General features: G+C 66.1%; 19 protein-coding genes. 5 read left to right on the top strand and 14 right to left on the bottom strand.

Annotated features, from left to right (window positions below):
* The first annotated feature begins 18 nt into the window (after positions 1-18).
* Together DFR24_RS12940 and DFR24_RS12935 are read left to right on the top strand one after the other, a co-directional pair.
* Complete coding sequence (locus DFR24_RS12940; RefSeq protein ID WP_133881828.1) at positions 19-1,164, top strand: AI-2E family transporter; 1,146 nt, start codon at positions 19-21, stop codon at positions 1,162-1,164.
* 187 nt (positions 1,165-1,351) lie between these two features.
* Positions 1,352-1,756, top strand: a complete 405-nt coding sequence (locus DFR24_RS12935) for a hypothetical protein (RefSeq protein ID WP_133881827.1) — start codon at positions 1,352-1,354, stop codon at positions 1,754-1,756.
* A 94-nt stretch (positions 1,757-1,850) separates the two neighbouring features.
* Here DFR24_RS12935 and DFR24_RS12930 read toward each other — a convergent pair whose 3' ends face one another.
* On the bottom strand, positions 1,851-2,795 hold the full coding sequence (locus tag DFR24_RS12930) for a helix-turn-helix domain-containing protein (protein WP_133881826.1): 945 nt from the start codon (positions 2,793-2,795) through the stop codon (positions 1,851-1,853).
* A gap of 144 nt (positions 2,796-2,939) precedes the next feature.
* On the opposite strand from DFR24_RS12930, the gene DFR24_RS12925 reads away from it, so the two are divergent.
* Entirely contained in the window at positions 2,940-3,836 is an 897-nt protein-coding gene (locus tag DFR24_RS12925) for an alpha/beta hydrolase (protein WP_246051650.1), read from the top strand.
* A gap of 54 nt (positions 3,837-3,890) precedes the next feature.
* On the opposite strand, the gene DFR24_RS12920 is transcribed toward DFR24_RS12925, so the two are convergent.
* From DFR24_RS12920 to DFR24_RS12910, 3 genes are all read right to left on the bottom strand, one after another.
* On the bottom strand, positions 3,891-4,868 hold the full coding sequence (locus tag DFR24_RS12920; RefSeq protein ID WP_133881824.1) for an iron-containing redox enzyme family protein: 978 nt from the start codon (positions 4,866-4,868) through the stop codon (positions 3,891-3,893).
* On the bottom strand, positions 4,865-5,842 hold the full coding sequence (locus DFR24_RS12915; RefSeq protein ID WP_162851195.1) for a methyltransferase: 978 nt from the start codon (positions 5,840-5,842) through the stop codon (positions 4,865-4,867). Before DFR24_RS12915 ends, DFR24_RS12920 begins: the two co-directional genes overlap by 4 nt.
* A gap of 333 nt (positions 5,843-6,175) precedes the next feature.
* Positions 6,176-6,625: a hypothetical protein gene (locus DFR24_RS12910; protein ID WP_133881822.1), complete on the bottom strand. Its 450-nt coding sequence runs from the start codon at positions 6,623-6,625 to the stop codon at positions 6,176-6,178.
* 103 nt (positions 6,626-6,728) lie between these two features.
* On the opposite strand from DFR24_RS12910, the gene DFR24_RS12905 reads away from it, so the two are divergent.
* Entirely contained in the window at positions 6,729-7,301 is a 573-nt protein-coding gene (locus DFR24_RS12905) for a DUF4142 domain-containing protein (protein ID WP_162851194.1), read from the top strand.
* 276 nt (positions 7,302-7,577) lie between these two features.
* Here the strand turns inward: DFR24_RS12905 and DFR24_RS12900 are convergent, their stop codons facing one another.
* From DFR24_RS12900 to DFR24_RS12855, 10 genes are all read right to left on the bottom strand, one after another.
* Positions 7,578-8,018 carry a helix-turn-helix transcriptional regulator gene (locus tag DFR24_RS12900; RefSeq protein ID WP_133881820.1) on the bottom strand — a complete coding sequence of 147 codons (441 nt, stop codon included), beginning with the start codon at positions 8,016-8,018 and terminating at the stop codon, positions 7,578-7,580.
* A gap of 179 nt (positions 8,019-8,197) precedes the next feature.
* On the bottom strand, positions 8,198-8,926 hold the full coding sequence (locus DFR24_RS12895; RefSeq protein ID WP_133881819.1) for a TetR/AcrR family transcriptional regulator: 729 nt from the start codon (positions 8,924-8,926) through the stop codon (positions 8,198-8,200).
* Positions 8,927-9,066: 140 nt separating this feature from the next.
* Complete coding sequence (locus tag DFR24_RS12890; RefSeq protein WP_133881818.1) at positions 9,067-9,480, bottom strand: nuclear transport factor 2 family protein; 414 nt, start codon at positions 9,478-9,480, stop codon at positions 9,067-9,069.
* Positions 9,481-9,522: 42 nt separating this feature from the next.
* Positions 9,523-10,545, bottom strand: coding sequence for a zinc-dependent alcohol dehydrogenase family protein (locus DFR24_RS12885; protein WP_133881817.1), 1,023 nt, complete (start codon positions 10,543-10,545; stop codon positions 9,523-9,525).
* A gap of 2 nt (positions 10,546-10,547) precedes the next feature.
* Positions 10,548-12,329, bottom strand: a complete 1,782-nt coding sequence (locus DFR24_RS12880; RefSeq protein ID WP_133881816.1) for an FAD-dependent monooxygenase — start codon at positions 12,327-12,329, stop codon at positions 10,548-10,550.
* 26 nt (positions 12,330-12,355) lie between these two features.
* Complete coding sequence (locus DFR24_RS12875; protein ID WP_210772359.1) at positions 12,356-14,167, bottom strand: FAD-dependent monooxygenase; 1,812 nt, start codon at positions 14,165-14,167, stop codon at positions 12,356-12,358.
* 2 nt (positions 14,168-14,169) lie between these two features.
* Complete coding sequence (locus DFR24_RS24730) at positions 14,170-15,282, bottom strand: aromatic ring-hydroxylating dioxygenase subunit alpha (RefSeq protein ID WP_133881815.1); 1,113 nt, start codon at positions 15,280-15,282, stop codon at positions 14,170-14,172.
* Position 15,283: 1 nt separating this feature from the next.
* Positions 15,284-16,552 carry an aromatic ring-hydroxylating oxygenase subunit alpha gene (locus tag DFR24_RS12865; RefSeq protein ID WP_210772358.1) on the bottom strand — a complete coding sequence of 423 codons (1,269 nt, stop codon included), beginning with the start codon at positions 16,550-16,552 and terminating at the stop codon, positions 15,284-15,286.
* Between the two features lie 47 nt (positions 16,553-16,599).
* Positions 16,600-16,953: a hypothetical protein gene (locus tag DFR24_RS12860; RefSeq protein ID WP_210772357.1), complete on the bottom strand. Its 354-nt coding sequence runs from the start codon at positions 16,951-16,953 to the stop codon at positions 16,600-16,602.
* Between the two features lie 59 nt (positions 16,954-17,012).
* Positions 17,013-17,873, bottom strand: coding sequence for a fumarylacetoacetate hydrolase family protein (locus DFR24_RS12855; RefSeq protein ID WP_133881813.1), 861 nt, complete (start codon positions 17,871-17,873; stop codon positions 17,013-17,015).
* Positions 17,874-18,039: 166 nt separating this feature from the next.
* Between DFR24_RS12855 and DFR24_RS12850 the strand changes: the two genes are divergently transcribed.
* A complete protein-coding gene (locus DFR24_RS12850) occupies positions 18,040-18,663 on the top strand; it encodes a VOC family protein (RefSeq protein ID WP_133881812.1) in 624 nt (207 codons plus the stop codon).
* Positions 18,664-18,675: the final 12 nt, after the last annotated feature.

Genomic DNA, 18,675 nt, shown 5'->3' with positions numbered 1-18,675 from the left:
CGCGACAACGAGGTCGACATGAGCCCATCCGAAACATCCTCCCGCCAACGAGATCCGATCCGCATCGCCAACTACGTGGCGCTGCTCGTCCTGCTGGGCGTGCTGCTGATCTGGGCGCGCGTGATCGTGGTGTCGCTGCTCGTCGGCGTGGGTATCGGCGCCATCCTGGCGCCGGTCCTGGAGGCCATGCAGCGAAGGCTGCGCGTGCCGCGCGGTATCGCGGCGGCCCTCATCGCCTTGATCGCCATCGCGCTGGTCGGTGGCATCGGCTGGGCCTTCGCCGGCGTCGTCGACTCGCAGGCTGCGCTGCTGGCCGAGCGCGGTCCGGCGCTGGTGCAACGACTGCAGGAACTCGCCAACGGCCTGCTGCATCGCTTCCCGTGGCTGCAGAAGAACATGGCGTCGATGGACGTGGCCGGTACCGCGAGTTCGGTGGGCACGATGGTGTTCAAGGGCGCGTGGTCGGGTGTCGGTGTGCTCTCCGGATTGGTGTTCGCGATCGTCATCGGCCTGTACGTGGCGGTGGACGCAGGTGAATACCGACAGGGCGTCGTGCGCGCAGTGCCAGCGCGTCACCGCGAGCGCGCCGATCGTTTCGTCGGGCAGGCCTCGAAAGTGGTGCGCACCTGGTTCCACGCGCAGCTCATCGACATGCTGATCATCGGCAGCCTGACGTCGCTGGGCCTGTGGGCCGTCGGCGCGGATTACTGGCTGCTGCTCGGCGTGCTCACCGGCGTGCTCGGGATCATTCCGTACGTCGGCATCATCATCGTCGTGGTGTTCGCCGCCTTGCTGACGCTGGCGTCCGACGTCTCGCGTCTTCCGTGGGTGCTGGGCGTCTTTCTCGCGACGCAGCAGCTCGAGGGTCACGTGATCCTGCCGATGGTCATGCGCGGCAAGGTGCAACTGCCGGCGGCGCCGTTGTTGGTGATCATGCTGCTGATGGGATCCTGGGCCGGCCTGCTCGGCGTGCTCATCGCGCCGCCGCTGTTCGCGGTGCTGCGCCTCGCGTACCTGGAGTTCTATGTGCCGCGCGTCGACGGCATGAAGAACGAGGACGAACCAATGGAGGCGATCACGGTTCTGCCCGGCACGCAGGCCTCCGGTCGCGAGAGTCCGCCGCGTGCAGCGCCTTCGCGTCCGACGCCGCAAGCGACGGCTTGATCCGGCTTCGGGAAGGCCGTTCCGGATCGGTTGGGTATTCTGCGCGGGCCGTGCCGACGCGCGTTCCGCAAGTCATTGATCCCCGGGTGTGAACGCGACCGATTTGTGTGTTCGGGCAGGCACCGCGATTGCGTCTCCCCAGCGTCGTTTCAGTTACTGAAACCGCATCCACTGAAGGAGTAGATCCATGGCCACAGCCAAGAAGAAGACTGCGAATGCCGCGACGCCGGACGCGAAGAAAAACGTGATCGACGACCGCGGTCCCGGCGCGCGCAAGCCGGAACTCGAAAAGCGGCTCGACAGCAACGCCCAGGCCGAGCGCAAAACCGCTGACGCGCCGCATGGCGACGACCATGGACGCCGCGATGGCTCCGATCACCCGGATGCCAAGAATGACGAGCGCTTCCAGCCGCAGGCCGCGGCCGAAGACGAGACTCGCAAGCCGGAGCCGCCGGGCGACAAGCCGGACGAGGGTCGCTCGGTGAAGACCGACCTCGACGACGCGCTCGACGACAGCTTCCCGGCTTCCGATCCGCCGGCGCGTTCGTCGCCGACGTCGGCCGGCGGACATCGCGATCAGCGCGGCCGCTAGCGCGGTCTGAAGTAGTGGCGCCGTCAGGCGCTCGCCGAAGCTGATGCAGGCGCGGGGCTATCGAGCCCCGCGCTTTTTTTTTGACGGCGCCGCTCTATTGGGAGCGAGCGCTCCGCCGAAGATCGCGCGGCGTGCAGCCATAGGCGGAACGGAACGCACGCGTCAGCTGCGCGGCGTCGCCAAAGCCCCAGCGATGTGCGATCCGCGTGATCGTGGTCCGGCGATCGCCACTGATGTCGGCGTGGCAGCGCACGAGACGACGCTGCTTGATCCATCGCGACACCGTCGTGCCCTGATGCTCGAAAAGAAGATGCAGATAGCGAACTGAAATGTCGGTCGCCCTGGCGATGGCCTTGGGCCCGAGCTCTTCGTCATCGAGATGCAGGTCGATGTATCGAAGGGCCGACTCCAGCGATGCCGGGCGCATCGAGCTCTCGGCCCAGCCATCACCGGCCCTCAACGCGTTGCTGAGCCCGAGTATCGCCAGCTCCCCGGCGGCGATCGCTTCCCGGTCGCCCAGCGCGCCCGAGACATCCGCCAGCGCTTCGATTGAGTTGCGCAGCAGCTGGGTGAGCGGGCCACTGAGCACGGTTCCCGCATAGTCTTCCGCATTCGGAAGAGCCGCCTTCATCAGCGCGTGCGGGATCATCAGCGTCAGCTTTTCGAGCGGCTCGATGACCTTGAAGCTCTGCGTCTTGCGGCTGTCCCAGAACATCAGATCGCCGCCGGTCAGCAGGTGCTGCCCCACGTGATCGGTGACCTGCTCGCGGCCGCGCCGGATGTAGAGAAGGCCGAAGCAGTCGTCCGAGGTATTTTCGATCTGGCGTCTGCCGCGCTCGCCGGAGCACGGCGTGCTGCTGCACGACACGAAGCTCAGGTCACCCAGACCGTCACGATGCACGCGCGCGGAAATCGCATTTGCGCCAGCGCCATCCAGGTCGAAGCCGAGGTGCGTCTCATTGAGCGCAACCTTCCAGGCTTCGAATCGATCTTGCGGACGGTAAGCCTCGGTCGACCAGTCAAACGGGTGGATACGCATGGCAATTGGACGTGTTGCGCGCGCCAGTGTCGGACGCCGTCGCGGCGTGCGTCAACGACTGCACTGCCTGCTCGAACGACTGCGCTGACGAGCAAGATCGGAAGAACGCCTCTGGATACCGTGCGGCTCTGTCCGGACCAGGAGATGCGGGTGCGCAAGGATATCGAGTTCAAGACCGAAGACGGGACCACGCTGCGGGGGTGGCACTACGCGCCATCGTTCGGCGACGGCAGGTTCCCGACCATCGTCATGGCGCACGGATTCTCGGCCGTGAAGGAACTCCTTCTCGACCGCTTCGCCGAAGCGTTCGTCGCGGCCGGATTCGCCGCCGTGGTCTACGACCACCGCAATCTCGGCGCCAGCGACGGCCTGCCTCGACAGCACATCGATCCGTGGCAGCAGGTCCGCGACTGGCGCGATGCGATCACTTACGCCGAGACCTTGCCGCAGACGGACGCGCAGCGGATCGGCGTCTGGGGTTCCAGCTACGCCGGTGCCCACGCGATGGTCCTCGGCGCGCAGGACCGTCGCGTCCGATGCGTGGTCGCCCAGGTTCCGCTGACCAGCGGCCACGCGAATTTCCGGCGTCTGGTCAGGGCCGATCAGATCGTCGTCATGCAACGCGCGTTCGACGAGGATCGCCGGCGCCGGTCGCGCGGCGAGCCCGCACAGCTGATTCCGGTCGTCGCGCCGGAAGGTCAGCCGAGTGCGCTGCCGACGCCTGATTCGTACAGCTGGATGACCTCGCGGGCCAAGGAGCACGCGCCGTCGTGGCGCAACGAGGTCACGCTGCAATCGGCCGAGCTGTTCTCGGAATACGAGCCGGGCGCCTACGTCGAGTTCGTCAGCCCCACGCCGCTGCTGATGGTGGTGGCGCTGGACGATGAGCTGGCAGTTGCCGACGAAGCGCTCAAGACCTACGCGAAGGCGTTGGAGCCCAAGCGGCTCGAGGGGATCCGGTGCGGACACTTCGACGTGTATGACCAGTACTTCTCCCGATCATCGGGGGCCGCCGTCTCCTGGTTCATCGAGCACTTGTGAACCGGGTGCGCACGGCCGCTGCAGTGGCCGTGCGCGGGAATCTCTCTCGACGCGTTATTCCACCGTCGCCGGCGCGCTTCTGATCCGCGATACACGCTCGCGTGTCACGGGCCGGACGATCCGCGGCGCGAGCGTGGGGCTGCCCCACAGCGTCTCGCGATAGCGCGCGAAGCAGCGCGCGCCGGCGTTGAGTCGCATCAACGCGCCCTCGGCGATCGGGATGCGCAGCCGCGGGTCCGCCTCGATCAGCGGACGGATGACCTCTCGGTTCCACTCGCGCGAATGCAGGACGTCGATGCGCGAGTGCAACGTGAAGTAGCTGCGCGCGCGCGGCGCAACGCCGAGCCGCTTCAGGCCCTTGTCGACCTGGCGCACGCGCGACGGCGCCGTGAGTTCGACGACGCCGAGCGCGCCGATCGAGTGATAGGCGTACCGGCGGCTGCTGGCCATGGCCGACATCAGGTTGGCCAGGGCCAGGGCTTCCCAGACGGTTGCTTCGACGTCTGCGCGAAGCTCCAAGGCGACGGCGGTGGCGTGCAGCATCGGACCGTGCATCCGGATCTCGCGCCCGCGGCCCATCTCGTCCCAGTAGTTGCGGGCCATCTCGAGCTTGGCCTGGGTGGGCATGCGCACCTGCGTGAGCGCCACCAGGTCATCGAAGCCGGCTTCCCCGGCGATCTCCTGGTTCAGGAACCAGCGCATGTCCTCCATCGATGCGCGCGTCGCAAGCCAGTTGAACAACGGATCGTGCTGGCCGGCGCCGGCTTCGTCGAGTGACTCGAACCACTGCATGAAGTCGTCCGGATCCTGCGGCAGTCCGGCGCAGCGCTCAATGACGGCGCGCCGCTCGCCTTCCAGAAAGCGGCCTTCGAGTTGTGCGAAGTGGCCCTGCTGCTGCAGTTCCTCGAGCCATTCGCTGGTCGGCAGCGCCGGTGTGAGGCGCTTGCGGTTGAAGTACGCGAGCCGGCGATGCAGCGAATCCTGCGGTGTGATCGGGGCCACGCGGGCGGTTACAGCAAGTGACGAATTCATCGATCGCCTCCGGGGCGGGAAACCACCAGTCCGACGACGGCGATGCGATCGACCTCGGCGTATTGGGGAAGGCTCATGTTTTCGCCGAAGACGTCGGGATCGAGTTCGGTGTAGCGATAGCGCAGCGAGGTGCGGTCGAGCAGCGCGCTGGCGTGACGCAGGAACGTGTCGACACCGCGCACGATCGGCGTGCCGGTGTACATCAAGATCCGTCCGCCCGGCGCCAGCCGATCCATCGCGTCGGTCAGGAAGCGCAGCGCCATATCCACGCCGCCATGGGAGCCGCCGTCGCGGTAAGCGCGATCCAGGCCGTCTTCGATCATGTAGGGCGGATTGGCGATGAGCAGATCGAAGTCGGCCTCCACGTCCGCCAATGCGTCGCCCAGGCTCAGATCCAACGGACCGCAGGCGTTCAGCTCGGCGTTGGTCGCGGCGAACTGCAACGCTTTGGGATTGATGTCACGCAGCAATATCCGCTGCAGGTCGCGGCCGTCGAGCGCATCCAGCGCGACGATGGCGCCTGCCGCCGCACCACAGCCGATGTCGGCCATCGAACGCACGGGATGAGGCCAGGGCGCGGACAGCGCGGTCTCGACGAAGCGGGTGAACCGATACGTGTCGGGGCCGAAGAAGACCGCGTCGCGATCCAGCGTGGGATACGACGAATGAGCGAAGAGGCGATCGCCGATCGACGAGAAGCGCACGCCGCTGCGCAGTCGCGTTCCCATGTGCGACAGCATGCGGGCCTCGTGCAGCCAGTGGATGACGCAGTCCGGCATCACGCCCGCGGAGAACGGCAGGTTCCAGCCGAAGACATCGTCGAGCGACTGCGCTTCGCGATCGGGCGCTCGCTCGATGACGCGTGCGTGCGTGTCCGGCGTGGGACAGACGAACCGGTATGCCTGCGCCTGCAGCCAGCGCCCGAGTGAAAGCAGCGCTTCGTTGGGCACTCCGACGGTCGGCACCGACTCCATGGAACCGAAAGCTCCTGGAGGGATGCGCAGCATCGAAACAGCGGAAATGGAATCCAGCGGCACGGTCTGTCGCTCCCTATTGCATGCACTGGCGCTGCTCGAGCAAGGGGCGTGCCGTGCGAGGAAGGCTTCCGAAAAGCCGTGATCGGGCTGCGGAATGAACGTTTCTTCGGGGAAAAACGCGTCGGCGGACCGGGACGTCCTTGCGCTGTCCGGTCAGGGCCCGGAGAACGGCAGGACGCCCAGTCTCGTTTTGCACGCCGGCCTGCAGACTGCAGCGCAATTCGCGGGCGGCGATCCCGTCCGGCATCGCCGCCGTCGCCGCATCGATACCTAGGGGGAGCGAGCGGCCTGCTTGTCCGCGGACGAGTGGATGTCCTTGACCAGGTTCTCGATGATCAGCCGGTTGTACTTGGCGGCGTAGACCACGGCGTGTCCGTTGAGCAGCGACATCGCCCGCTCCTGATCGTCGGTTTCCGGCGCGAAGATCAGCAGGAAGTGACACCCCGCCTTGGCGAGTTCGAGCTGCTTCTGGCGGGCGGGCACGCTCGCACCGGCAGAAAGGAAGCTCGCGTCCTGCAGGTTCTCTTCCGCCTCGTCGGCCATCGATGCGGCGTCGACGTACAGCACGTGATCCTCGGGCCATTGCCCGCGCGTCAGCACGCCCTGGGCTTTCTTGGCAGCGGATGCATTCTCGAATGCCGCGACGATGTGTCCTGTCGGGTAGAAGACGCCGCCCTCGAGAAACTTGTTCGCTTCCTTCTGATCATGAACGGGATGCATGGGGCACTCCTATGGGAACTCCGGCGGAACCGGTCGCAATCCCTGTTCCCGGCATTGGGTACGTGGCGTGCTGCTGGACCCGGTCGACCGTGCGGAGAACGTCATGAAAGCCCTTCCCCTGATGTGCCTGCTGGCGGGCCTTGCTGCGGTGTCCGGCGCGACGCCGTCGCTATCCGCCGCGGAGCAGATGAAGCCTTCGGGTGCGATGGAGGCTGTGATGTCCAGTGACCCTTCGGACTTCTACGAATCGGCGGCGTCGCTGGATCAATTGGAGATCGAAGCCGGCAAGGTGGCGCTGGAGCGTTCGACCGATGCCGACATCAAGGCGTATGCCAGCGCGATGGTGAAGGACCACACGGCGTCGTCGCAGAAATTGACCAACCTGGCGACCCGCAAGAACGTCGATCTGCCCAAGGAACTGCTCAAGCGGCATCAGTTGATGCTCGACAGTCTGAAGGAGCAGGACGCGGGACCCGGCTTCGATGCGAACTACCGCATGAAGATGCTGCTGTCGCACAAGGAGGCGATCTCGCTGTTCGATCAGTCCGCGAAGGAATCGCCTGATCCGGATATCCGCAAGTTCGCGCTGTCGATGATGACGATGCTGCAGGAACATGGCAGCCGTGCGCAGAAGCTCGACGACGAGGCCAGGAAGAAGGGTGGCAGGAAGTCCTAGCGCGCCATGACAGCGGCACGCCGTCATCGATGAAAGCCCCTGCGGCACGAAGGCCGCAGGAGCATCCTCCACCGTCAATGGCAGCAAGGGATCCGGCCGCCCAGGCCTGGCGCCTCGCAGTCCGCGATCAGCGCTGCGGGTCTGGCGCCGATCCGCACTTCGGCGGGGCGGGAATCCAGCCGGCGAAGAACGAAGCGATCAGTGGAACGCGGCGGTCGGGATATCGAAGCAAGTGGACTCCGGTCGCCTCGTGCGAACCGGAGCCAGGATGTCGCCTCAGGTGGCGGCGTCGAGCATCTTCTGGACTTCGCGCTTGCCGACACCCCTCAGCCGCGACAGCGACTGCAGCTGTGCGCGACGGGGAACGGTCTTTTCCGCTTCCCAGTTGTAGACCGACTGGCCGCTGACGCCGGCGAGCTTGCCGAAATCCTCGGCGCTCAAGCCCAGGCGGGCGCGCAGCGAACGCAGGCCCTTGGCCTGGAAACGCAGGGGCTGCTCATCACCCTCGGAGGCTGCCGCGGCGGCGGGTGCGCGTCCGGGGGCTCCCTTGCGCAGGCGAGCGACTTCCTTTTCCAGCGAGGCGATCTGCCGTTTCATTGCCGCAATATGGCGCCGCTGTGCCGCCGAACTGGCTTGCAAGGGGCCGATCTGGGTTTTCAATACCTTTTTTGCGAGACGGGTGATTTCGTCTTTCAGCACGACGCCAATGTTGGGCATTCGGTTTCCCGGAGGTTGCGAGACGTACACCATACCGGCCGGATACCGGCCGAGGGAAGTAGGGAAGCAGCCTGCTGATTCACCCGCCAGCGCAGGGGACCCGCGTATGGGGCCTTGCCGATTAACGCGCGCCCAAGTTTGGGTGCCCGGCCGCGCAGCCGCAGCCGCCGCACCAGCGTTCAGCGGAACAGGAAATCGAAGATCAATTCGATGGTTTTCCGCACTTCGGCGGTGGAAAAGACATCGCGTCGGGTCAAAAGCCCGAATTCGGTGGAGACTGAAAAAAGCGTTCCGCCCAAACCGATCACCGCGTAATAGAGGCGTTCGGCCTCCCCTTTGCGCACGGCGCCCGAAGCCTGTCCGCGCCGGATCATGTCGCAGACCTGGCTGAACGAGTCGAGCAGATGAGCGTCGATCAGCCAGTGGATGCGCTGGCTGCCCTGCGTGCTTTCCTGCGTCATGATCCGGTGCAGCTGCGGCACCTTGGCCGAGAATTCCACGAAATTCTCGATGAACGCGCGCAGGCCGGCGCCAGCATCCGTCACGTCGACCTGCGCGAGCCGGGCATAGAGCGCACTCTGGTAGCGGCCCAGCACGTCTTCCATCGTGCTCTGCCAGAGCTGGTCCTTCGAATCGAAGTGATAGAGCAGCAGCGGATGGCTCAGGCCCGCGCGTTCGGCGACGGCGCGCGTCGACGTTCCCTCGAAACCGAAGGCGCCGAAGCACTCCAGTGCCGCATGCAGGACGCGCTCCCGGGCCTCGTCGCCACGCGCGCGCTTGGCGGAAGACTTGGCGACGGCAGCGCGGGGTGACGCATGCGATTTCGCGGGCAGGCGCGCCGCATGGCTGCGACGTTGCCCGCGCGCGTTCTTCCTGGCCGGTTCTTTCGAGGGAGTCTTTGTTGCCACTTGATTACGTTTCCTTCATTGCGCGCGCCGCGCAGGCAGGCTTGCCTGCGCGGCGCGTACCGCTCGCACGATCGCTTTCGGTCCGGAATGGTGGCGGAATCCGGGCATCCGCGTGTCGTGCAAGGCGTACGTGGCGCCGCTCAGGCCGGGACCAGCTTGTTGCCGAGCAGGGCGGTCTCGACCGCCACCGTGTCCATGAACTCGACGACGCTCTGGATCTGGCCGTTCTCGATGGACAGCACCATCGCGTAGTGCGCCTGCTTGTACGGCAGGCCCGTCGGACCTGCGCCCTCGCCCGACGCGATGGTGACCACCCGGCTGCCTTCGACGATCAGTTCATGGCAGGTCAGCTTGAGCGGCTTCTGGAAACTGGCTAGCGCCGGCACCAGTGCCGCCTTCACGGCCTCGCGCCCGGGCAGCGGCACCGACAGCGGCGTGGTGCCGATGATCCGGTAGACCGCCGTGTCCGAGAGCATGTCGAAGGCCTCGGAGAATTTCCCTGCGCTGAGCAGGTCCATGTAACGCTGTGCGACTTCGCGGGTGCTGTTGCTCACGGTGTTTCTCCTTTCAGGAACGGGATTTCGAAGGCGACGGCTTCAGGCGCCGACGCGGATAGAGACCTTGCCGAAATGGCGGCCGGATTCGAGATGGCGATAGGCGTCGGGCGCTTCGTCGAACGCGAAGACCTTGTCGACGACGGGGCGAATGCCGGTCAGGCCGACGAAGCGCGACAGCTTTTCGAGCATCTCCGCACTGCCCACGTAGACGCCTTCCATGCGCTTGGCGCCAATGATCAGCGACATCGGGCTGAAGTTGGGATCGGTGCCGAAGCCGCTGACACCGCCGATCAAGGCCACCACGCCGCCGAAGCGCGCACTGGCCACCGAACGCGACAACGTGCCTTCGCCGCCGACTTCGAGCACCAGGTCCACGCCTTCGCCGCCGGTCAGGCGCAGCACTTCGTGCTGCCACTCGGGCGTGCTGCGGTAATTGATCGTGTGCGTCGCGCCCAGCGTCTTGGCCTTGGCGAGTTTCTCGTCGCTCGACGAGGTGATCAGGGCTTCGATGCCGGCGGCCTTGGCGATCTGCAGCCCCCAGATCGACACACCGCCGGTGCCCAGCAGCAGCACGCGCGCGCCCGGTTGCAGGTTGGCGATGGCGAACATCGCGTTCCACGCCGTCACGCCGGCGCAGGTCAGCGTCGAGCCTTCGACGTAGTCCATGTCCTGCGGCAGCTTCGCGAAGCAGCGCTCGGGCAGCACCAGTTCTTCGGCGAGCACGCCGTCGATGCCACCGCCGAACGAGTGCAGGCTCTTGGTGGGCGTCTGACGGCCGTCGACGTAATCCTGGAAGAAGGTGTTGGCGACGCGATCCCCCGGCTTGAACGCCGTGACACCGGCGCCGACCGCCACGACTTCACCGGCGCTGTCGGACGCCGCGATGACCGGATGCTCCACGCGAACCGGATACAGGCCGTTGACCGCCATCAGGTCGCGATAGTTGAGCGAGACCGCGCGTACGGCGACGCGAACCTCACCGGGTCCGGGATCGCGCGAGGGACGCTGCACGATCTTGAGACTGGCGATCCTGTCGCCGTGTTTGAATTGCCAGGCACGCATCGTCATCGGCTTCCTTTGGTTTTGCTGAGAATCCTGCCGAGCGCATCCGACAGCGCCGTGGCGGCATCCACCGGCGCGCGGGCGCAGCGCCATCCGACGTGGACGTCGGGACGCACGAGGATGGCGCCGTCTTCCTCGACCTGGCGCAGCTTCGACCAGGTGTTGCTGCGGTCTTCGGCCTGGCCGGGCGCGCCGACGCTGACCACGTCGACCGGCACGCCGTAGCGCTCGGCCGCCGCCTTGGCTGCGGCTTTCCAGGTATCGCCCTTGGCGCCGGTGATCAGCACGAATCGCCCGCGACCGCAGAGATCGTGCGTCGACAGCTTGTTGCCGCCTTTCTCGAGCCAGGCATGCGGCAGGCGATGTCCGGGGCGCGTCGTCGGCGTGTAGATGTCGCCCATGCGTCCGCGCGGCGGCGGCTCGGTTCCGTCCGGTACCACGGCGTTGCCGTCGTAGCGGAAACCCAGCTCCATGTCGTGCGCCTGGAACTCCATGCGCTGCGTGCCGACGACTTCGTCGGCACGCGCGCGAAACCACTCGCCCTCGTCGCTATCCGACAGCAGCGTGGTGATCTGGAAGGCGTTGAGCTCGGGCGGCGCGCCCGGGATGAGACCGAAGCCGGCGTCCGTGACGACGTGGTTCATGAACGTCATCAGCGCCCAGCGCGTGTTGCGCGCGGCCACCGGCCGGCGCTCCTGCTCGTAGGAATCCAGCAGTCCGTCGCCGGCCTGGCCCTTGAGCACCGCGGCGAGTTTCCATGCGAGGTTGTGCGCGTCCTGGATGCCGGAGTTCAGGCCCAGGCCCGTCGTCGGCGGATGTCGATGTGCGGCGTCGCCCAGGATCAGGCAGCGACCACCGCGGTACTTGTTGGCCAGCACCGCTTCGACGATCCAGTGGCTGACCTTGTGCACCTTGATGTCGAGGTCGGGAATGCGCAGCAGGTGGCGGATGCGCGGGACGATGTCGTCCTCGTTGAAATCCGGATCGTCCGGGCGGAACGCGAAGTGGAACACCCACTCCTCGGAGTGGCGGTCGAACTTGTTCGGACCCATTGCCACCATCACGCCGCTGCCCCAGCCGCTGCCGCCTTCGGGATTGGCGAACCAGCGGATCAACGGCGAGTCGTCGGTGATGTACTTCGACAGGTCGGCGGTCATGTGCGTGCTGACCATGTCGACCAGATTGCTCGGACCCTGCAGCTCGATGCCGAGCTTCGGATTGATCGTGCGGCCGCGATCGGCGCCGCACAGGTACTGCGAGCGCACCTGGAATTCCTCGTCGCTCTGCAGGTTCTTGATCACCGACGTCACGCCGGTGTCGTCCTGCTCGAAGCTCATCAGCTCGTGGCCGAACAGCACCTTGGCGCGCGGGCTCTTCTCGGCGAACTCGCGCAGGATCGGTTCGAGCCGCATCTGCGGAAGGTTGCCCGAGCGCGTCGGGCTGTCGGCGTCGTAGATCGGTTCGAGCTTGCCGCCACCGAAGGCATCCATCTTGTAGAGCAGCTTGCCGTCCAGCGGGCCGTCGCCGGACAGCGAGGTCATCCACACGATGTGGCCCATGTTCTCGAACGGCGTGCCGCGCGCGTAGATCGTGTCGGCGATGCCGTGCTCGCGGAAGATCTCCATCGTGCGCTGGTTGTAGTAGTGCGCCTTCGGCAGATGCGAGGTCGTCGTGTGGCGTTCCACCAGCAGGTTGTCGATGCCGTGCGCCGACAGGAAGATCGACAGGCTCAGGCCTGCGCCGCCGCCGCCGCAGATCAGGACCGGTGTTTCGATGGTTTTCATGTTGCGTTCTCGAGGAGTGTCGTGACTCAGCCGGCCTTCGGGCCGAGCAGTTGGTGAAAAACGGTGCGCAGCTGCTGCGGCGCATCGGCGGGCGCGGTGGCACAGCGCCAGGCGACCATGCCGTCCGGTCGTACCAGCACGGCGCCGGCTTCGCCGACGCCGCACAACGTCGCCCAGTGTCGATCGGTGTCCAGCACGTCGCCGTCGGCTGCGACGCGCACGGCGCGCAGGCGCAGACCACGCTCCTGCGCGATGGCGCGCGCCGCCTGGCACCAGGCGCCACCGCTCGCGTTGGCGATCAGCAGGAAGGATCCGCGCTCGTCGAGCAGATCATGCGTCGACACGCGCTCGCCCTTGCTCTCGAGCCAGGCGTGCGGGAGGCGATGCCCGGGCCGTGTCGTCGGGCGGTACTCGGAGCCCCAGGGATCGCGCTCGGGCAGCGGTGTTCCGTCCGGAACGAGGGCCCCGTTCTCGTAGACGAAGCCCAGCTCGACGTCGTGATCGAACATCTCGACGCGATGCGTGCCGAACACTTCCTGCATGCGCGCGCGGCGCATGCGGCCGTCCGGCGTGTTGGCGAACAGGCCAGAGATCTCGTTGTCCTCGTCGGGCTGCCCTACGGCCTCGTAGACGTTGGCCGGGTGGATGGCGAAGATCGAGGCCGCGCTCAGCAGATGATTCCAATAGCTCGACAGCGCCCAGGCCACGTTGAACGAGCCGATCGGGCGGCGTTCCTGCTCGTAGCTGTCGAGCAGCGCGTCGCCGGCATCGCCACGGATGACGCTGGCGAGCTTCCACGCGAGGTTGTGCGCGTCCTGGATGCCGGTGTTGAGCCCCAGGCCTGACGCCGGCGGATGCCGATGCACGGCGTCGCCCGCGAGCAGCACGCGACCAAACCGGTACTTCGACGCGAGCACGGCCTCGATCATCCAGTGGCTGATCTTGTGCACCGTCATCTGCAGGTCCGGCAGCTTGAGCAGCTCGCGGATCTGCTGCGTGACCATGGCCTCGTCGAAGCGCGAGGGATCGTCCGGCGCCACCATGAAATGGAAGATCCACTCCGCGCTGTGGCGGCCCCACTTCGCGTCGTCGCCGCCGGCGGGCACGAGCGCGCCGCTGGCCAGCGGACCGCGACGCGTCGGGTGGATGAAGAAATGCAGCATCACGCGATCGTCGAGCAGCAGCTTCGACAGGTCGGCGCTGAAGTGGACGGTGACGTTCTTCGCAAGGCCCGAGGGGCCGACCATCGTGTTGCCCAGCGACTTGCCGATCGTGCGGCCGCCGTCGGCGCCGACGAGATACTTCGCGCGCACGGACAGCGTCTCGGCGGTCTTCAGGTTCTTCACGATCGCGTCGACGCCGTCGGCGTCCTGCGTGAACGAGACCAGCTCGTGCCCGAAGCGCAGCCGGCCCGGTGCGCGCGTGTCCGCGTGCCGGCGGAAGATCGGCTCGGAGCGGATCAGCGGCAGGTTCGCGGAGCGGCAGGCGCTGTCGCGATCGTAGATCGCGCGCTGCGACTCACCAGTGCCGCCGATGCCGTCCATCTCGAAGATGACCTTGCGGTCGAACGGGCCGTCGCCGCCGAGCGTCGTGAGCCACATCGCGCGCGACATATTGTCCGGCGGCGTGCCGAGCGCGCGGATGTCGTCCTCGACACCGTGCTGGCGCAGGATCTCCATCGTGCGCTGGTTGAGGTAGTGCGCCTTGGGCAGGTTCGCGAGTTCGGTGTTGCGCTCGACGGTGACGAAATCCACGCCGAGGTCGGCGAGGAAGATCGACAGGTTCAGGCCGCAACCGCCGGCGCCGACGACCAGGATGTCGGTGTGCAGGGCGCTCACATTCAGACGGCCGGTGTGATCGGCGAGCTCGTGACTTCGCTCGCCCGGCGCTGCTCGCGCAGATCCGGGTTCTGCGGGTCCGGCACGATGCCCTTGTCGATCAGGCTCGCGAGCAGTTTGCGTGCGCGCTGCGCGGCCACGTCGCTGGCGAACATCACGGCGTTGGCTTCCTCGAGCGATCGATTGCCGAGCATGCGCTGCTGCGCCTCGATGATGACCTGGTCCTGGCCTTCGAACGCGCCCTTGATGACCTGGCGCCACAGTTCGCCCGCAGCCGGATCCTTCGTCTTGTACGCGCGCGTGATGCCCCAGAAGTAATACGTGTTGTGCGCATCCTTGGGCGTCAGGATGTCGGTGCCGTACACCCAGGCGCCTTCGGTGCGCGGACGATTGAGGCCGGTGATGCCGACGTCGAGCAGCATGTGTGCCGGCGCATCCCAGCGCATGTACGCCCACTGGTCGCAATTCTTGCCCGGCGTGAAGTGCTCCCACAGCATCGCGTGCGCGGGCAGCGCCTCGCCGTCCGGCATCCAGCGGTTGGACCAGATCGTCGTGCCTTTCTGGATCGTCTCGAGCTTGCTGTTGGTGATCGCCGGGCTCGACAGCAGGCCCTCGTGCACGAATTCGCCGTGCGCCAGATCCAGCAGGTTGTCCGTGATCAGCTCGTAGTTGGCCTTCATCTCGATGACGCCGCCGACGAAGGCGAGATCCGGATCCAGATGGCAGGAGAAGTCCGGAATGCTGGCGGGATCGGCCTTGTCCGCGTCACCGAACCACAGCCAGATCATTCCGTGCCGTTCGACCAGCGTGTACTGCGGCACTTTCATCTTCGGCGGAATCATGCCGCCCGCATGCGGGTTGTGGACGCAGGCGCCGCTGCTGTCGAAGCGCAGGCCGTGATAGCCGCACTGGATCGTGTCGCCGACCAGCTTGCCCAGGTGCAGCGGCGCAAACCGGTGCGGGCAGGCGTTGCCGATGGCGGCGACCTCGCCGTTCTCCTTGCGGTACAGCACGATCGATTGCTCGAGCACCGTGCGTTCGAGCAGGCCGCGCGTGACTTCGGTCGACCATGCGGCGACGTACCAAGCGTTGCGCAGGTAGGCGTTGAGCCCCATGTCAGGCCAGCGCCTCGCGCACCGTCTTGGCGGCAACCCACTTGCGGATCGTCTCGATCGAGTGGCGCAGCATGAACTCGCCGTCCTGCAGGACGATCTCGGTCTTGGCACCCGATTCCATGGCGCGCTGCTGGCGTTCGAGATTGCCCACGTCTTCGAGGAAGATCTCCGCCATGCGGCAGTTGTGATGCTCCTGCTGGAAGCGCTGGCGCACGTCCTTGGCCTTCGGGATATGCATGCGAGCGACCCAGCGCGTGCTGTTGACGCTCAGCGGCCAGAACTCCAGCGTGAAGAAGCCGCCGGGCGAATAGAAGATCAGGAAGTTCGGGAAGATCCACGCGATCTCGGTGGCCCAGTTCGGCACGCGCCGCGGGTTGATCGCCGGATGATCGAGCAGGGCCTGGATCTCCTTGGCATCGTTGGCGCCCAGCGTGTTGCCGAGGTCGAGGTTGCTGTACGCCAGACGCTCCACCAAGGCGTGCTCGGGTGGGACGTAGTCCGGATTGCCGAACGTGGTCATCGTGCGATGCGCGCCGCGCGCGTGGCCGCTGAGCGGACGCGAGTACGGGTTGCTGTCGTTGGCGAAGGTCGCGCCCACCGTGTCCGGGTGCAGCACCGGCACGTGGTACGACTCGCAGAACGCATCGATCGTCGTCTTCCAGTTCGCCTTCATCGTGGAAACGTTGACGTTGAACGCGTGCTCGGCCGACGGCGCCGGCGCATTGGTGAAGGCCTCGCCGAATGGCCCGAGGAATTCCTTCAGGGAAACTTCGGGCACCTTCTGCAGGTTGATGAAGATCCAGCCTTCCCAGACGTCGCAGACGATCGGCGTCAGACCGCACTTCTTGATGTCGAGGTTGAAGAAGTTGGCGCGGTCGGGCACGCCGATGCAGTCGCCGTCGTTGCGGTAGGCCCAGTTGTGGTACTTGCAGACGAAGCGACTGCCCTTGCCGGCGCTGTCCTGCACGATCATGTTCGCTCGGTGCGAGCAGACGTTGTGGAACGCGCGCACCTTGTCGGCCTTGTCGCGCGTGATCAGGGCGATCACGCCGCGGACCTCGATCTCCTTGACGATGTAGGTGTCCGGTTCGGGCAGCTGCTCGATGCGGCCCATGCACAGCCAGGCGCGGCCGAAGATCTGCTCGCGTTCCTTCTCGAACCACTCGGGCGAGATATACGGCTCGATCGGGATCGGCCCGGTGTCGAGGCCGTTGGGCTCGGTGAGCTTGGGGAACGCGGATTTCTGCATTTCCGGTTCGTACTTCGTCATGGGTCTCTCTCCAGGGTTTGGGGCGCCTTGTCTGGGACGCCTGGAACTCACCAGCCTTGCGGCCAGGGTCCCTTTGCCACGTTCATTCCGTGCGGGAAGGGCGATGCGGCGGCGCGCGGTTGCCGATGGAACTCCACGGCCATCGCCGCGTGCGGCAGCGACAGCAGCAGGCACAGCAGACGCGTCGCGTCGGCCGGTGCTTCGCCGAGCGGAAACTGCTCGAGATACGTCAGCGCCTCGTCGGCGCGCGGCAGCATCGCGTCGTAGAAGCGACGGATCTGCTCCATCGGCGCGCGCGAGCGGCGATCCCAGCGGATGTCGTTGGTCTCGCCCGCCCAGTAAGCCACGAAGGGTTCGAGGTCTGCGAAGTCCCTCGGCAGGGAGCTCTCGGGTGCTGTCATCGTCATTTCTCCTCCTGCTGGGTCGCGGTCTGGCGCCGCGCCTTGCTGCTGATTCGGGCCTACAAGGGCTCGGGCACGACCTTGTTTTCGATGAAACCGAGCTTCTCGATCTCCACGCGCACGACGTCGCCTGCCTTCAGATAGCGCGGCGGCTTGGAGACGGCGCCCACGCCCGCGGGCGTGCCGGTGATCAGCAGGTCGCCGGGCTCGAGCGTCATCGCCTGCGACAGGTGCTCGATCATCTGGAAGACGTCGAAGACCATCTCGCTCGTGCTGGAATCCTGGCGGACCTCGCCGTTGACGGTGCAGCCGATGCGCAGCGCCTGCGGATCGGGAATCTCGTCGGCTGTCGTGATCCACGGTCCGAACGGGCAGTGCGTGTCGAACGACTTGCCGACGACGAACTGCGAGGTGCGCAGCTGCCAGTCACGCACGCTGACGTCGTTGGCCACGACGTAGCCGGCGATGACGTCGCGCGCCTGTTCACGCGTGACGTGCCTGGCGCGCTTGCCGATGATCACGCCCAGCTCCGCCTCGTAGTCGAGCTTGGTCGACACGCGCGGCAGGTCGATGCCGTCGTACGGACCGTTGGTCGACGTCGTCATCTTCGAGAACCAGGTCTGGATCTCGGGCAAGGTCATGTTGGCTTCGGCCGCGTGATCCTTGTAGTTCAGGCCCAGAGCCAGGATTTTTCCGGGACGCGGCACCGGTGCGTGCAGGCGCACGTCCTTCAGGGCCTGGTCGCCCGGACCGGCGGCGAGCTTCGTCAGCGCGTCTTCGAGCGAGTCCAGTGCCTCGATGATGCCGATCATGGTCTTCGGTGCATCGGGCAGGTGCTTGCCGATGTCGTGGACGCGATCGTTCGTGATCAGGGCGGGACGCGCGGGGGCGTCTCCTAGGCTCACCATGGCCAAGCGCATTGTGCTTCTCCTCGCGACGTTCTGATGCGTCCCCGCATGGCGGGTTTGGGAGTCGCGACCACCAGGGCCGTGCTCCGTGATGAACTTGACCATATGGTAAACATATGGAGAATGCAATCCGAGCGGACCCGGCATCGGACCGGTTCGCCGAGCGCGAGGAGAACGCATGAACGCACCTGCTGCCGTCCCCCATCCCACGGCGAGCGACGCTGCCGGGATCGTGCCCGTGAAGCTGGCGCACTACGTGATCCGCGCCAAGAAATTCCAGGACATGCTCGCGTGGTACCGCAAGGTCTTTCACCTGAAGACCTCGTTCGAAGCGCCGGTGATCGCGTTCCTGACGTATGACGAGGAGCACCATCGCATCGCGTTCCTCAACACCGAACATCTGCCGTCTCCGGACACGATGCGAACGGGCATTGATCACATCGCCTTCACGTACCGGAACATCGGCGACCTTCTGGGCAACTTCGAACGCCTGCAGAAGGACGGCATCACGCCGTTCTGGTGCATCAACCACGGCATGAGCACGTCGATGTACTACCGCGATCCGGACGGCAACGAGATCGAGCTGCAGATCGACAACTTCCCGACGATGGACGAGTGCAAGGCCTGGTTCGCGTCGCCGGAATTCGCGGCCAATCCGATCGGCGTGCAGTTCGATCCCGATGCCTTGCTCGCGAAGCTGCGTGCCGGTGTGCCGGAGAGCGAACTGCTGAAGCAGGGCGCCGCGCCGCTGGCCAAAGAGAAGGAATACATCTTCACGACGCTGCCGCCGCCGCCGGGATAAACGTGCTCGAGG

The sequence above is a fragment of the Panacagrimonas perspica genome, assembly GCF_004364935.1.
GTDB lineage: Bacteria > Pseudomonadota > Gammaproteobacteria > Nevskiales > Nevskiaceae > Panacagrimonas > Panacagrimonas perspica.
The sequence above is the reverse complement of the archived record's forward strand: the minus strand, read 5'-3'. Positions and strand labels throughout refer to the sequence as shown.

Coding starts and splice junctions, on each gene's coding strand:
- DFR24_RS12940 (WP_133881828.1), top strand. CDS start 19: ATGAGCCCATCCGAAACATCCTCCCGCCAACGAGATCCGATCCGCATC.
- DFR24_RS12935 (WP_133881827.1), top strand. CDS start 1,352: ATGGCCACAGCCAAGAAGAAGACTGCGAATGCCGCGACGCCGGACGCG.
- DFR24_RS12930 (WP_133881826.1), bottom strand. CDS start 2,795: ATGCGTATCCACCCGTTTGACTGGTCGACCGAGGCTTACCGTCCGCAA.
- DFR24_RS12925 (WP_246051650.1), top strand. CDS start 2,940: ATGCGGGTGCGCAAGGATATCGAGTTCAAGACCGAAGACGGGACCACG.
- DFR24_RS12920 (WP_133881824.1), bottom strand. CDS start 4,868: ATGAATTCGTCACTTGCTGTAACCGCCCGCGTGGCCCCGATCACACCG.
- DFR24_RS12915 (WP_162851195.1), bottom strand. CDS start 5,842: ATGGAGTCGGTGCCGACCGTCGGAGTGCCCAACGAAGCGCTGCTTTCA.
- DFR24_RS12910 (WP_133881822.1), bottom strand. CDS start 6,625: ATGCATCCCGTTCATGATCAGAAGGAAGCGAACAAGTTTCTCGAGGGC.
- DFR24_RS12905 (WP_162851194.1), top strand. CDS start 6,729: ATGAAAGCCCTTCCCCTGATGTGCCTGCTGGCGGGCCTTGCTGCGGTG.
- DFR24_RS12900 (WP_133881820.1), bottom strand. CDS start 8,018: ATGCCCAACATTGGCGTCGTGCTGAAAGACGAAATCACCCGTCTCGCA.
- DFR24_RS12885 (WP_133881817.1), bottom strand. CDS start 10,545: ATGCGTGCCTGGCAATTCAAACACGGCGACAGGATCGCCAGTCTCAAG.
- DFR24_RS12880 (WP_133881816.1), bottom strand. CDS start 12,329: ATGAAAACCATCGAAACACCGGTCCTGATCTGCGGCGGCGGCGGCGCA.
- DFR24_RS24730 (WP_133881815.1), bottom strand. CDS start 15,282: ATGGGGCTCAACGCCTACCTGCGCAACGCTTGGTACGTCGCCGCATGG.
- DFR24_RS12865 (WP_210772358.1), bottom strand. CDS start 16,552: ATGACGAAGTACGAACCGGAAATGCAGAAATCCGCGTTCCCCAAGCTC.
- DFR24_RS12860 (WP_210772357.1), bottom strand. CDS start 16,953: ATGACAGCACCCGAGAGCTCCCTGCCGAGGGACTTCGCAGACCTCGAA.
- DFR24_RS12855 (WP_133881813.1), bottom strand. CDS start 17,873: ATGCGCTTGGCCATGGTGAGCCTAGGAGACGCCCCCGCGCGTCCCGCC.
- DFR24_RS12850 (WP_133881812.1), top strand. CDS start 18,040: ATGAACGCACCTGCTGCCGTCCCCCATCCCACGGCGAGCGACGCTGCC.